This is a genomic window from Salarchaeum japonicum (assembly GCF_020614395.1).
Classification (GTDB): Archaea; Halobacteriota; Halobacteria; order Halobacteriales; family Halobacteriaceae; genus Salarchaeum; species Salarchaeum japonicum.
This window is the reverse complement of record NZ_CP085324.1, coordinates 1,270,673-1,282,827: the sequence shown is the minus strand read 5'-3', so window position 1 is coordinate 1,282,827 and position 12,155 is coordinate 1,270,673. Positions and strand designations below refer to the sequence as shown.

Genomic DNA, 12,155 nt, shown 5'->3' with positions numbered 1-12,155 from the left:
TCACTCCGTCTTGCGGACGTAGTGCGTGTACACGTCGTCGCCCGCTTGCTGGTCGAGGAGTTCGACGCCGTCGGTCGTGTCGGCCCAGCCGCCGAGGTCGCTCATGCTCCCCGGGTCGGTGGCGAGTACTTCGAGCACGTCCCCCTCGGCCAGCTGGTCGGTAGCCTGCTTCGTCTTGACGACGGGCATGGGGCAGTTCTGTCCTTTCACGTCGAGCGTCTCTGTGACTTCGTACTGCGTCATGGTTTTGACTTCACTCCCCAATATTGTGCGGCCTTAGAAAAACGTACCGGTAGTAATCCACGTATAGGACAATACACTACTTGCATCCATGGCGATGGATACGTCTAACGGCCGCATTAAAGCGTATTACGGCAGAACAATGTTGTGCAGAAGATGAATTACTATACAAAGTCTTATTTGCGAGCAGTCGATAGGGGAGCGTGAAGATGACCGAGAACGACGACGGAGCGATCGACGCAGTCACGCCGACCGACCTGAAAGCGCGCATCGACGACGGCGAGGACGTGTTCATCCTCGACGCACGCGCCGAGGGCGACTTCGAGGAGTGGCACATCGACGGCGAGAACGTCGATATCGTCAACTACCCCTACTTCGAACTGCTCGACGGCATCCCGGACGCCCTCCACGACCAGCTTCCCGACGACCGCCGCATCACCGCGCTCTGCGCGAAGGGCGGGTCGAGCGAACTCGTCGCCGAGAACCTCGAAGACGAGGGATACGACGTCGAACACCTCGAACGCGGCATGAACGGCTGGGCGCGCATCTACGAGTACCGGGAACTCGACCTGGACGCCGACACGACCGTCGTCCAGTACCAGCGGCCGTCCAGCGGCTGTCTCGCCTACCTCGTCGTCTCCGACGGCGACGCGGCGGTCATCGACCCGCTCCGCGCGTTCACCGAGCAGTACGTGCAGGACGCACGCGCGTTCGGCGCGGACATCGAGTACGTCCTCGACACGCACATCCACGCCGACCACGTCTCCGGCCTCCGCGACCTCGCCGCCGACACCGACGCGACGGCCATCCTCCCCGCGGCGGCCGTCGAGCGCGGCGTGAAGTACGACCAGCCCTACGAGACAGTCGCGGACGGCGACAGCCTCTCCCTCGGGAACACCGCACTCGACGTCGTCGCCACGCCCGGACACACCACCGGCATGACCGCGTACGCGGTCGATTCGGTGCTGTTCACGGGTGACGGCCTGTTCACGGAGAGCGTCGCGCGCCCCGACCTCGAAGACCCCGAGGCCGCGCGGGACGCCGCGCGCACCCTCCACGACAGCCTCCACGCGTCGGTGCTCTCGCGGCCCGGCGACACGGTCGTCGCGCCCGCGCACTTCAGCGACGCCGCGAGCACGAACGACGACGGCACCTACACCGCGACCCTCGGCGACCTCACCGAGCGCATGGACGCGCTCACGATGGCCGAAGACGAGTTCGTCGAGTTCATCGTTTCGGACATGCCGCCACAGCCGGCGAACTACGAGGACATCATCGCCGCGAACCTCGGCCAGCAGTCGCCCGACGACGAGGAGGCGTTCGAACTCGAACTCGGCCCGAACAACTGCGCCGCGAGCGAGGAGGCGCTGACTAACTGACGATGGACGCCCTCACACCCCTGCTCGCGGCCGACTCGCTCTTCCCGCGCGGGGTACTCCCGTACCTCGTCGGCGGCCTCCTCGTCGGCCTCGGCGCGGCAGTCATCTACCTCGCGACTGGCATCATCGCGGGCGCGAGCACGTTCCTCGAATCCACGCTCTCCTACGTCTCTCGCGTCGAGCGGTTCAACCGCTTCACGTACGTCCAGTCGCGCGACTGGCGGGTCGTGTTCACGCTCGGCATCGTCGCCGGCGCGGCCGTCTGGGGGTTCGCGCTCGCGCCCGACCCCGGCATCTGGACGACGGACGTCCAGTGGTGGCGGCTGCTCGGCGGCGGCGTTCTGGTGGGTATCGGCACCCGTCTCGGGAAGGGCTGCACGTCAGGGCACGGCGTCTGCGGCGTCGGCTCGCTCTCGAACACCTCGCTCGCGAACGTCGCGACGTTCATGACCTTCGCCATCGGCACCGCACAGCTCGTGCAGGCCGTGGGGGTGTCGCCGTGAGCGACGACGCGCAGAGCCCGCTGTTCCTCCCCGTCATCTTCGTCGGCGGGCTGGTGTTCGGGCTCGGACTCGCCGTCAGCGGGATGGCGCGCCCGGAAGTCGTCCTCGACTTCCTCCAGTTCGAGGACTTCGGCCTCCTGTTCGTGATGGGCGGGGCCGCCGTCGTCACCGGCGTCACGTTCGCCGTGGCGACCCGATACCTCGACCGCGCGCCGCTCACCGCGACCGAGTACACGCGCCGCGTGAAGGAGTTCGACCGCAACGTCGTCGTGGGCGGCGCGATATTCGGCGTCGGCTGGGGAATCTCCGGCATCTGCCCCGGCGCGGCGTACGCGAGCTTCGGCGTCGGAAACTACGTCATCCTCTGGGCCATCGCCGGGATGTTCGTCGGCGCGTACGCCCAGGGGTACGCCCGGTCACGCCTCGCCAGCACCACGGAGGGGAACTAACCGTCATGTCTTCGAACCCACTCGGAACACGGAACCGCCGACAGTATTGTATAGTATTAGCACACCAGGACACGAGTATGGGGGGTGCGTGAGATGGTCGGCCTCGAATCCGTGAGCGGGTCGGTGCAGGCCGGACTCACCGTCGGCACCGTCCTCGCGGAAGCCATCGCACTCTACCTCGCGTACGGCGCGCTCAGCGAAACCGTCGGCGCGAGCGTCCTCGACGCCCTCGGAGGTGACTGACGATGGCGATTCTCGGAATGAGCCTCGCGATGGTCGCCGTGTTCGTCGGGTTCGGCCTGCTCATCGGCACCCTCTTCGGGTTCTTCGGCATGGGCGGGTCGTTCCTCGTCACGCCCGCGCTGCTCGTGATGGGCTACCCCTCGACGGTCGCCGTCGGAAGCGGCCTCGCGTTCGTGTTCGGGACGAGCGTCATCGGCGCGCTCCGCCACCGCGACCACGGCCAGGTGGACTACAAGCTCGCGGCCATCATGACCGCCGCGATGACCATCGGCATCGAAGCCGGGAAGAGCGTCGTGTTCTTCCTCGAAGCCACCGGCAGGGCCGACCTCATCATCAACGTCGCGTACGTCGGCCTGCTCGCGACCGTGGGCGCGTTCACGCTCCGCGACGCGCGCTCGTCCGCGACCGACGACGACGGACACGCGCTCGCAGACCGCGTGCAGTCCGTCCACATCCCGCCGATGGTGACGTTCCGCGGGGACGTTCGCGTCTCCGGCGTCATCGTCTTCGCGGTCGGTCTCGTCATCGGCGTCCTCTCGGGCTTCCTCGGCGTGGGCGGCGGGTTCCTCCTGATGCCCGCGATGATGTACGGCCTCGGCGTTCCCGCGGCCATCGCCGTCGGAACCGACATCCTCCAGATCACGATTTCGGGCGCGTTCGGCGCGTTCACGTACGCGCAGTCCGGGTCGGTCGCGCTTCCCGTGGTCGCGTTCCTCCTCCTCGGGAGCGCGCTCGGCGCGCGCGTCGGAGCCGGCGCGACGAACCTCGTGGACGAGGACGACATCAAGGGCTACTTCGCCGCGATGCTGCTCGCGGGGAGTCTCGCCGTCGCGTCGAACAAGCTCGGGTCGGTCTACGGCGTCGAACTGCTCAACACGCTGAGTACCGCGCTCATCTTCGGCTCCGCGTTCCTCGTCAGCGCCGCCGTCGTCCTCGCCGCCATCTGCCAGTTGCGGGGCGACGGCTCCGGGACGTGGTGCCGGCTCGTCGGCACCTAATCCCGCCGACCGACGCCACGAGCGCACAGTATTGTACCGACTAAACAAATACTTTTGAGGCTGTAACGCCTACGATTTCGTACCAATGGCCGACTCCATGAGTGAGATGCTCCGGCGGGACATGCAGTGCGAGGGCCTGCTCGAGTGTTTCCACGACCTCAAAGCGATCGACCGAGACATCTTCCAGTTGCTCCAGGAGACGGACGAATCCCTGACCGTGGACGAAATCGCAGAGCAGATAGACCGCGAGCGCTCCACCGCGTACCGCGCGGTTCAGCGCCTCCTCCAGGCCGGGTTCATCCAGAAAGAACAGGTGAACTACGAACAGGGCGGCTACTACCACGTCTACGAGGCCCGGGACGCGAGCGAGGTGACCGACGAGATGCAGCGCCTGCTCAACGACTGGTACGCGAAGATGGGACAGCTCATCGGCGAGTTCGAGGAGAAGTACGGCGACGACCCCCAGCCCGCAGCGCCCGCCGAGAGCTAACTCGCGCGACGAGCGGTCGGTCGAGCGTCCGGGGGGAAGGACGGCACTCGATATGGGTCGGTTTTCTGTGTGCGCTACCGCCGGTGGTGTCCTGTCGGTGAGCGTCCACCGCCAGATAATATTGTACTATTTGGGCAAGACTATTACGTGGTGGGCGCGTACCGACTACCATGACAACGCAGAGAGCGGAGACGAACCGGGTCACTTCGCTCGGTGAGAACGACCTGGGAACCGTCATCGAGGACACTGGCGTCACGCTCGTCGAGTTCTACACCGAGTGGTGTGGCACGTGCCAGCGGCTGAAGCCAGTTCTCGGCGCACTCGCCGAGGACACGGACGCGACGGTCGTGACGGTGGACATCGAGTCGCACCTCGAAACCGCCATCGAGTTCGGCGCGCAGAGCACGCCGACGTTCGTCCTGTTCGCCGACGGACAGCCGGTGAAACAGCTCCGCGGCGGACAGGACGAACAGACGCTCCGCGCCCTCGTCGACCGGTACAGCGACTGATTCTCCAGGCCACCGGCCCGCGGGCGTTCGAGCATACCGGACTCGCTGTCGCTGGGTTCGACCCAGCCCACAATTGTGTAGTATTGTGCTTATAGAACAAGACTTAATCTGTGTCGGCGCGTACCTACGAGTGATGACAACCGATACTGCACCCGACGCTTCGAACACGAGCGACGAACCGATTCACGTCACCGGAACGGACGCGCTCGACGCGCTCGTCGGCCGAGACGACCTCGTCCTGGTCGACTTCTACGCCGACTGGTGCGGCCCCTGTCAGATGCTCGAACCGACCGTCGAAACCATCGCCGCCGACACGGACGCCACCGTGGCGAAGGTCGACGTGGACGCGAACCAGCAACTCGCCGCCGCGTACGGCGTCCGCGGCGTCCCGACGCTCGTCCTGTTCGCCAACGGCGAGCAGGTCGAGGAACGCGTCGGCCTCCAGAGCGAAGCCCAGCTCCGAACGCTCGTCGCCGCCTACACGAACTAGATGAGCGGGGACGTACACGACCTCGTCGTCGCCGGCTCCGGAATCGCCGGCCTGTCCGCGGCGGTCTACGCGGCCCGCGCCGACCTCGACCCGCTGGTGTTGGAGGGCGACGAACCCGGCGGCCAGCTTACGCTCACCACCGACGTCGAGAACTACCTCGGATTCCCCGACGGCGTCGGCGGCATGGAACTCGTCCAGCGCGGCAAAGAGCAAGCCGAGCAGTTCGGCGCACGGTTCCAGCACGGCCGCATCACCGCCGCGTCCCTCGACGACCGGCCGTTCGAGCTGTCGCTGTCCAACGGCGATACGATTCACACGCGCGCGCTCGTCGTCGCGACCGGCGCGAGCGCGCGCTGGGTCGGCGCCGAGAACGAGGCCGAACTCATGGGGTACGGGCTCTCGACGTGCGCGACCTGCGACGGCGCGTTCCACCGCGGCGACGACGTTCTCGTCGTCGGCGGCGGCGACAGCGCGATGGAGGAAGCGCTCTTCCTCGCGAAGTTCGCGGACTCCGTGACGGTCGTCCACCGCCGCGAGAACCTGCGCGCGTCCGAAATCATGGCCGACCGCGCCCGCGACCACGAGAAAATCGAGTTCCGGTGGAACACGGAACTCGAAGCCGTCCACGGCTCTCCGGCGGACGGCGTCACCGGCGCGACGCTCGTCTCCCACCCCGACGGCTACCCCAGGGAGACCCCCGACTCCGTCGATACCGAGCGGGAGACCGTCGACATCGGCGGCGTGTTCTACGCCGTCGGCCACACGCCGAACACGAAGTTCCTCGACGGAACCGGCGTCGAACGCGACGACGCGGGGTACGTATTCACACGGACGGACGACGACGGCCGGCCGACGGCCCGGACGACCGTCGATGGCGTGTTCGCCGCCGGGGACGTCGCCGACCCCCGCTACCGGCAGGCGATAACGTCCGCCGGAACCGGAAGCATGGCCGCGCTCGACGCAGAATCCTTCCTCGAAACCACAGAGACGGCCGACCCGACGTCTCCGACCCCATAGAGCGGTCTCGAACTACCAGTCCCGAACCGTCGCACCCGCGGAAAACCGGCAGACGGGAACGGGCATCGACACGGTTTTTCCGCGGGCGCGGCCTACCTGGAGGCGTGCTTTCAGCGTCGCATCCGGGGAGTGAGCGCGGAACCGTCGCCGTGACCAGTCGCCGCGTCGGCGTCCGCCACGTATGAGCGCGAGCGTCGAGATACGCCGCGCGAGCGCCGCCGACGTGGACGCGCTCGTCCCGCTGTACCGCGCGGCCTACCGGACGACCGCTGACCTCGGGTATCCGACGGGGATGACGGACGTGGAGCGCGAGTACGTCAAGTCCTGGTTCGACGGCGACGAGCCGTCCGCGGAGTTCGTCGCCGAACGCGACGGCGACATCGTCGGCTCGGTGCGCGTGCTCGAAACCGAAGCCCACCCGTTCGCGGAACGCCTCGCCGTCGCGCCCGACGAACAGGGCGCGGGCATCGGCGCGCGACTGTTCGAGCGCGCGGAGGCGTACGCCCGCGACCAGGGCTACGACCGCCTCCAGCTCGGGACGTACTCCGGCCATCCCTTCCTCATCGACTTCTACGAATCCCGGGGGTACGAGCAGTACACCGTCTGGGAGAACGACGACGCCGACCACGACTACGTCGGCTACCAGAAACAGCTCTAGCCCGCGGGCCGAACCCGGGCTCGGTGGGCTTGCGGATCGCGCGAGCGCTCAGTACCGGTAGAGCGAGACGACGTAGGGGAGGCGGTCGTACATCCAGACGGCGAGCGGCAGGCCGACGATGGTGACGGACGCGGCCCACGCGACGCCCGTCCAGACGCCGCTCAGCCACCAGCCGACGAGGACGAAATAGACCGCTCGCACGAGCAGGGAGTGCTGGTCGCGGCCGCGCTGGGAGACCGTGACCGTGCCGTCCGCGTCGGTGACTGCCGTCGTTTCGAGCGTTCGATCCTTCAGCGAGACGACTTTCGGCACGTAGTTGATCATCTTGATACCGAGCGGCATCAGGATAATCGTCACGACGAGGAACCACGCGACGCCCAGCCAGATAGCGCTCGCCCACCAGCCGACGAGGACGAAGTAGACGGCGCGAACGAGCAGGGACGGCGTCCCGTTCTCGGTCACCGAAACACCGCCGTTCCCCGACGCCGACCGTTCTGAATCTCCCATGTCCCTCCTATCGGGGTGTCGTTGATAAATCCACGCCAGGCATCGACCGTTCCGGCGCGGTGCGGGACGGGACGGGAGGCGTTGGGAACCCTGAGGGGCGTCAGGACTGGTCGGGGTCGCCGACCGTGACGACGGGGACGGGGGCGGCCCGCACCGTCTTCTCGGCGACGCTCCCGAGGAGGATGCGGTCGGTGCCGCGGCGGCCGCTCGTCCCCATCACGACGGCGTCGATGTCGGCGTCGTCGATGCAGTCGAGGATGCCCTCCACGGGACTCCCCTGCTCGACGTGGCGAACCACGTCCTCGACGCCGTGCTCCGCGGCGGTCGCCGCCAGGTCGTCGAGCGCGTCCTCGGCGGCCGCTTCACCGGCCGCGGGCGAGCGCACGTCGAAGCCCGCGAACGCGGTATCGACGACGGAGAGCGCGTGCACGGTCGCGTCGAGCGCGCCGGCGAGCGCGAGCCCGTGTTCCGCGGCGCGAGTCGCGCCCGGACTGCCGTCCGTGGGGAGCAGGACGGCCTCGTAGGGGAACGCCAGCCGGTCGCCCTCGCGCATGCGCGCGGTCAGGACGGGCACCGGGGAGAGCCGGACGACTTTCTCGGTGACGCTCCCGGCGAGGTATCGCGACACGCCGCGGCGGCCGTGCGTCGGCATCACGACGAGGTCGTGGCCGTACTCCGCGGCGTACTCGGCGATGGTCGGTGCCGGATTCCCCTGCATGACGTCGGACTCGTGGTCGACGCCGGCGGCGGCGAGCAGTCGCTCGGCCTCCGCGACGATGTCCTCGCCCTGCTGTGCGAGCGCGTCCACCGTCCGGCCCTCGACGACGGTCACGGAGTCCCGGGTCGTGTCCGCGACGAACAGGACGTGAACCGTGGCGTCGAACCCCTCCGCGAGGGCCGCCGCGTGCTGGAGGACTGCTGTCGCGCCGTCGCTCCCGTCGAACGGGAGCAGAACGTCCTCGTACATACCGACGGATACAGCGGGCTCCCGCAAATCGTTTCGGGTCACTCCCACTCGCTGTACGCGAGGTACTCCGTGCCCTCGTACCGCACCAGCCAGGTGCCGTAGGCGTCGTCGCCCGAGAGCTTCTCGTGCGCGTGGAAGCGTTCCACGAGGGACTGGAACGCGTCGCTCTCCTCGAAGTACCCCTCGTCGATGGCGGTCTCGACGACCTCGCGTTCGGCCTCCGAGAGCCCGGAGAGCGTGAACCGGTAGCGTTCCCGTATCGGCTCGACGAACTCGCTGAGGCCGGCCGCGACCTCCGTCACCGCGTAGCGGTAGGTCTCCCACGTGTCCCGCTCGGAGGTGACGGTGACGCGGTAGCGGTCGCCGTCGTGGACGAGGATGTCGTACTCGGGGTCGGGGACGAAGACGGACTCCCCGACCTCGGCGGCCCTGCCGTACCGCACGGAGATGTCGTCGCCCTCGGCGGTTCGCCTCGACCCCAGCGTGACGGCGTCGTCGAGGCGTTCCGCGTCCGCGGGCGGGAGCTCCGCGTACTCGATTTCGCCCCGCGAGGGCGTCGCGTCCCCGGGATTGAAGTCGATGTGGAGTTCGTACGTCGTCACTTCGACGGTGTCGATGGCGGTCTCGGTCACCTCGTAGAACGTCCGGCCGACGCGAACCGCGTTCGCGTCGTCGAAGAGTTTCCCCGGTCGGGTTCGCGTGACGGAGCTGTTGTTGCGGGCGGCGGTGACGATGTCGTGCTCCTCGGAGTCGGGCGCGAGGCGGTCTGAACGCTCGTCCGCGATGTCCGTCAGGGTCGCTTCGCTCATGTCGAGGACGACCGGCGGGTGGATGCAGCCCGCGGCCGGGAGGGCGAGGAGGGCGGTGCCGCCGGCGAGGAACTCGCGGCGTCGCATACGAGGCGGGAGCACGCGCCGCGGTGAAAGCTTTCTGCCGGGAGCGGGCGGTCAGGTCGCGTCGTCGGGCATCCGGTAGGTGAGGAGGATGACGACGACCATCACGGCGGCGAGCGCGACGTACCCCTCGTCGAAGTAGCCGTGGTCGCCGACGACGCCGAAGACGACGGGGCCGGCGGCGGCGACGGACGCGGTGAGGGTGCGGATGACGCCGAGCCCGGTGCCCTGCATCTCGTCCGAGAACGCGTCCGCGAGGAACGACTGGGTGACCGCGCCGGTGCCGAGCATCGTGCTGACGAGCGCGGTGACGCCGGCGAGCAGCCACGCGCTGTCGAGCAGGGGGAGGAGGAGGAAGCCCGCGGCCGCCGGGAGGAGGATGGCGACGAGCGAGTGCCGGATGCCGACGCGGTCGTACGCCGCGCCGGCGAGCGGTTTCACGACCACGCCGACCGCGAAGAAGAACCCGAACAGGACGCTCGCCTGCAGGGAGGTGAGTCCCTTCACGGTCGTGAGGTAGGTCGGGAAGAACGCGGTGAACGACTGCCAGATGAAGAGGTAGAGGAAGAGGATGAGCGTCATGAAGCCGAGGGAGGGCGTGCGGAGTTCGGAGACGATGTCGAGCGTGTCCCGGAGAGACTGCGTGGTGCCGCCCGCGGGCGTCTGTCGGGGCGTGACGGCGTAGACGGCGACGCCGGCGAGGACGAGGAGGGGGGCGACGAACCCGAGGCCGGCCTGCCACGCGACCGCGGTCGCGAGCGCCACCGCAATCGGCGGGAGGACGGTCTGGCCGATGTCGCCGGTCGCCATCGTCACGCCGAGCGCGCTCCCGAGCCTGCTCGTGTAGAGCTTCGAGAGGATGGTGATGCGGGCGATGGGGTAGAGGGAGTGGCCCGCGCCCCAGACCGCGGTCGCCGCGAACAGCACGAGCGGCGACGAGGAGGTGGCGACGAGCGCGAGCGCGCCCGCGACGGCGACGACGCTGACGGCCATGAGCGCGCGCTCGTCGTACCGGTCTGCGAGCATCCCGCCCGGGAGCTGGCCGATGGCCGCGAAGAACCAGAGCACGGTCACGAGGAACCCCGAGAGCGTGAGGCTCAGCCCGTAGTCCGTGCGGAGGAACGGGATGACGACGGGGTACACCATCCGCACGCCGTTCAGCAGTCCCCAGCCGGTCGCAATCGCGACCAGCGAAACGCCCGTGCCGTCGTCCCAGAGTCCGGCCGCCTCCCGGCGGAGTTCCGTTCGCAAACCCATCTACCTATGCTGGGCGGCCGCGCCGCGATGAAAGTGCTGATACGCGGACGGCGACCACCCGCTCGCGCGTCCCACCGAGTGGACTCGCGCCGCCCGACGAACACAGTCCACCATGGATTAGACCAGTCTAACTCTGAGTTTACTAGGAACTATTTTATATATTGGTCTCGTGGTGTTCTTCGAGAAGAATGGTCGAAACTGTCTGTTCTCGGCGTGCGCTCTCGACGACGCGGCGGGCGGGGTGTGTGCGGTGACTCCCGCGCTCTCCGCGCTCGCCGCGTTCACGCTCGCGGACGCCGCCGACATCTTCGTGTTTTCCGTACGCGACGGCTTCGTGCAGGTGAGCGCGTTCGTCGCCGTCACCGTCCTGCTCTTCAGCTACGTCCAGTACCGGACGGGCGGCCGCCTCGTCACCTACCTCACGGAGAACGAGCGCGTGCAACCGCTCGCCGGCGCGCTCCTCGGCCTCACCCCCGGGTGTGGCGGCGCTATCATCGCGATGCCGCTCTACATCCGTGGCACGGTGAGTTTCGGCACCGTCATCGCCGCGCTCGCCGCGACCGCCGGCGACTCCGCGTTCGTCATCCTCGCGCTCGCCCCCGAAGCCGCCGCCTACGCCTACGGCCTAGCGTTCGTCTCCGCCGTCCTCTTCGGCCACGCCGTCGACCGCTACGGACTCGGCGTCGCGCGCGTCGACCGCGCCGTCAGCCGCATCAGCCGCCCCATCACCGACGGCGGGTTCGCCACCACGAACGTCGCCGCCGGCGGCCCCAGCCACCCCGACTACGACCCGGACGACCACGCCCACCGCGACCCCAACGGCGGGTGCGAGCGCGCGCCTCGCGACGGCGTCCGCGGCGCGTGGAACCGCTTCGCCCGCCGGTTCACTCCCGCGCTCGCGACGTTCAGCCACCTCGTGCACGTCGTCTGGTGGGTCGTCGCGTTCGCGGGCCTCGCGGCGGGCGTGCTCTACCTCGCGCGGGGCGCGCCCGAGGTACCGCTCTCGCTCGCGCCGACGTTCTTCGGCCTGTTCACCGTCGCCGGCCTCGTCGGGACGACGGCGTCGTTCTACCTCCACTTCGTCGGTCGCGACGTCATCGGGACAGGGCGGACGGGCCGCATCCGCGACGACTTCGAGAGCACGTACGCGACGTTCCAGCACGCCGCGATGGAGACGAGCATGGTGACCGTCTGGGTCATCGTCGCCTACCTCGCCTACGAGTACGCCGTCGCGCTCTCCGGCGTCGAAATCGCCGCGCTCGCCGCCGCCGCGGGCGTGCTCGCACCCGTCGCCGGCGCGCTCCTCGGACTCATCCCGGGATGCGGCCCCCAAATCGTGTTCGCACAGGTGTACGCCGAGGGAGCGCTGCCGTTCTCCGCGCTCACCGCGAACGCCGTCAGCCAGGACGGCGACGCGCTCTTCCCCCTGATGGCGATCGACATGAAGGCCGCCATCGTCGCCACCATCTACACCACGCTTCCCGCGCTCGTCGTCGGCGTCGCGCTCCACTACCTCTGGCCGTACAGCCAGTTCGGCTTCGGCGTCCTCTAACCG

The 12,155-nt window shown here is 68.4% G+C and carries 16 protein-coding genes; 11 read left to right on the top strand and 5 right to left on the bottom strand.

Annotation, left to right across the window (positions count from 1 at the left end):
* Nucleotides 1-243 carry a sulfurtransferase TusA family protein gene (locus LI334_RS07285; RefSeq protein ID WP_227259732.1) on the bottom strand — a complete coding sequence of 81 codons (243 nt, stop codon included), beginning with the start codon at nt 241-243 and terminating at the stop codon, nt 1-3.
* Nucleotides 244-449: 206 nt separating this feature from the next.
* On the opposite strand from LI334_RS07285, the gene LI334_RS07280 reads away from it, so the two are divergent.
* The 10 genes from LI334_RS07280 to LI334_RS07235 all read left to right on the top strand — a co-directional run bounded on the left by LI334_RS07280 (nt 450) and on the right by LI334_RS07235 (nt 6,976).
* Nucleotides 450-1,619, top strand: coding sequence for an MBL fold metallo-hydrolase (locus LI334_RS07280; RefSeq protein WP_227259731.1), 1,170 nt, complete (start codon nt 450-452; stop codon nt 1,617-1,619).
* A gap of 2 nt (nt 1,620-1,621) precedes the next feature.
* Nucleotides 1,622-2,122, top strand: a complete 501-nt coding sequence (locus LI334_RS07275) for a YeeE/YedE family protein (RefSeq protein WP_227259730.1) — start codon at nt 1,622-1,624, stop codon at nt 2,120-2,122.
* On the top strand, nt 2,119-2,571 hold the full coding sequence (locus LI334_RS07270) for a DUF6691 family protein (protein ID WP_227259729.1): 453 nt from the start codon (nt 2,119-2,121) through the stop codon (nt 2,569-2,571). The genes LI334_RS07275 and LI334_RS07270 overlap by 4 nt, the downstream gene beginning before the upstream one ends.
* A 93-nt stretch (nt 2,572-2,664) precedes the next feature.
* Nucleotides 2,665-2,814, top strand: coding sequence for a DUF7512 family protein (locus LI334_RS07265; RefSeq protein ID WP_425542043.1), 150 nt, complete (start codon nt 2,665-2,667; stop codon nt 2,812-2,814).
* Nucleotides 2,815-2,816: 2 nt separating this feature from the next.
* Nucleotides 2,817-3,812, top strand: coding sequence for a sulfite exporter TauE/SafE family protein (locus LI334_RS07260; protein ID WP_227259728.1), 996 nt, complete (start codon nt 2,817-2,819; stop codon nt 3,810-3,812).
* A gap of 85 nt (nt 3,813-3,897) precedes the next feature.
* Nucleotides 3,898-4,302, top strand: a complete 405-nt coding sequence (locus LI334_RS07255; protein ID WP_227259727.1) for a helix-turn-helix domain-containing protein — start codon at nt 3,898-3,900, stop codon at nt 4,300-4,302.
* A gap of 170 nt (nt 4,303-4,472) precedes the next feature.
* A complete protein-coding gene (locus LI334_RS07250; RefSeq protein ID WP_227259726.1) occupies nt 4,473-4,811 on the top strand; it encodes a thioredoxin family protein in 339 nt (112 codons plus the stop codon).
* A gap of 133 nt (nt 4,812-4,944) precedes the next feature.
* Nucleotides 4,945-5,301, top strand: a complete 357-nt coding sequence (gene trxA, locus LI334_RS07245) for a thioredoxin (protein ID WP_227259725.1) — start codon at nt 4,945-4,947, stop codon at nt 5,299-5,301.
* A complete protein-coding gene (locus LI334_RS07240; protein ID WP_227259724.1) occupies nt 5,302-6,318 on the top strand; it encodes an NAD(P)/FAD-dependent oxidoreductase in 1,017 nt (338 codons plus the stop codon). It begins immediately after the preceding gene.
* A 181-nt stretch (nt 6,319-6,499) separates the two neighbouring features.
* Entirely contained in the window at nt 6,500-6,976 is a 477-nt protein-coding gene (locus LI334_RS07235; RefSeq protein WP_227259723.1) for a GNAT family N-acetyltransferase, read from the top strand.
* Nucleotides 6,977-7,024: 48 nt separating this feature from the next.
* On the opposite strand, the gene LI334_RS07230 is transcribed toward LI334_RS07235, so the two are convergent.
* From LI334_RS07230 to LI334_RS07215, 4 genes are all read right to left on the bottom strand, one after another.
* Nucleotides 7,025-7,483 (bottom strand): YccF domain-containing protein, encoded by a 459-nt coding sequence (locus LI334_RS07230; RefSeq protein ID WP_227259722.1) that lies wholly within the window; start codon nt 7,481-7,483, stop codon nt 7,025-7,027.
* Nucleotides 7,484-7,583: 100 nt separating this feature from the next.
* Complete coding sequence (locus tag LI334_RS07225) at nt 7,584-8,450, bottom strand: universal stress protein (protein ID WP_227259721.1); 867 nt, start codon at nt 8,448-8,450, stop codon at nt 7,584-7,586.
* 38 nt (nt 8,451-8,488) lie between these two features.
* Nucleotides 8,489-9,346 carry a hypothetical protein gene (locus tag LI334_RS07220; RefSeq protein WP_227259720.1) on the bottom strand — a complete coding sequence of 286 codons (858 nt, stop codon included), beginning with the start codon at nt 9,344-9,346 and terminating at the stop codon, nt 8,489-8,491.
* A gap of 51 nt (nt 9,347-9,397) precedes the next feature.
* Nucleotides 9,398-10,600 carry an MFS transporter gene (locus tag LI334_RS07215; RefSeq protein ID WP_227259719.1) on the bottom strand — a complete coding sequence of 401 codons (1,203 nt, stop codon included), beginning with the start codon at nt 10,598-10,600 and terminating at the stop codon, nt 9,398-9,400.
* A 250-nt stretch (nt 10,601-10,850) separates the two neighbouring features.
* Here LI334_RS07215 and LI334_RS07210 point away from each other — a divergent pair, with 250 nt between their 5' ends.
* Complete coding sequence (locus LI334_RS07210; protein ID WP_227259718.1) at nt 10,851-12,152, top strand: putative manganese transporter; 1,302 nt, start codon at nt 10,851-10,853, stop codon at nt 12,150-12,152.
* The last annotated feature ends 3 nt before the right edge of the window (nt 12,153-12,155 follow it).

Bases quoted from the DNA above. Each gene is read 5' to 3' on its own strand.
- LI334_RS07275 (WP_227259730.1), top strand. From the start codon at position 1,622: ATGGACGCCCTCACACCCCTGCTCGCGGCCGACTCGCTCTTCCCGCGC.
- LI334_RS07230 (WP_227259722.1), bottom strand. From the start codon at position 7,483: ATGGGAGATTCAGAACGGTCGGCGTCGGGGAACGGCGGTGTTTCGGTG.
- trxA (WP_227259725.1), top strand. From the start codon at position 4,945: ATGACAACCGATACTGCACCCGACGCTTCGAACACGAGCGACGAACCG.
- LI334_RS07285 (WP_227259732.1), bottom strand. From the start codon at position 243: ATGACGCAGTACGAAGTCACAGAGACGCTCGACGTGAAAGGACAGAAC.
- LI334_RS07265 (WP_425542043.1), top strand. From the start codon at position 2,665: ATGGTCGGCCTCGAATCCGTGAGCGGGTCGGTGCAGGCCGGACTCACC.
- LI334_RS07225 (WP_227259721.1), bottom strand. From the start codon at position 8,450: ATGTACGAGGACGTTCTGCTCCCGTTCGACGGGAGCGACGGCGCGACA.
- LI334_RS07220 (WP_227259720.1), bottom strand. From the start codon at position 9,346: ATGCGACGCCGCGAGTTCCTCGCCGGCGGCACCGCCCTCCTCGCCCTC.
- LI334_RS07235 (WP_227259723.1), top strand. From the start codon at position 6,500: ATGAGCGCGAGCGTCGAGATACGCCGCGCGAGCGCCGCCGACGTGGAC.
- LI334_RS07280 (WP_227259731.1), top strand. From the start codon at position 450: ATGACCGAGAACGACGACGGAGCGATCGACGCAGTCACGCCGACCGAC.
- LI334_RS07215 (WP_227259719.1), bottom strand. From the start codon at position 10,600: ATGGGTTTGCGAACGGAACTCCGCCGGGAGGCGGCCGGACTCTGGGAC.
- LI334_RS07240 (WP_227259724.1), top strand. From the start codon at position 5,302: ATGAGCGGGGACGTACACGACCTCGTCGTCGCCGGCTCCGGAATCGCC.
- LI334_RS07250 (WP_227259726.1), top strand. From the start codon at position 4,473: ATGACAACGCAGAGAGCGGAGACGAACCGGGTCACTTCGCTCGGTGAG.
- LI334_RS07255 (WP_227259727.1), top strand. From the start codon at position 3,898: ATGGCCGACTCCATGAGTGAGATGCTCCGGCGGGACATGCAGTGCGAG.
- LI334_RS07260 (WP_227259728.1), top strand. From the start codon at position 2,817: ATGGCGATTCTCGGAATGAGCCTCGCGATGGTCGCCGTGTTCGTCGGG.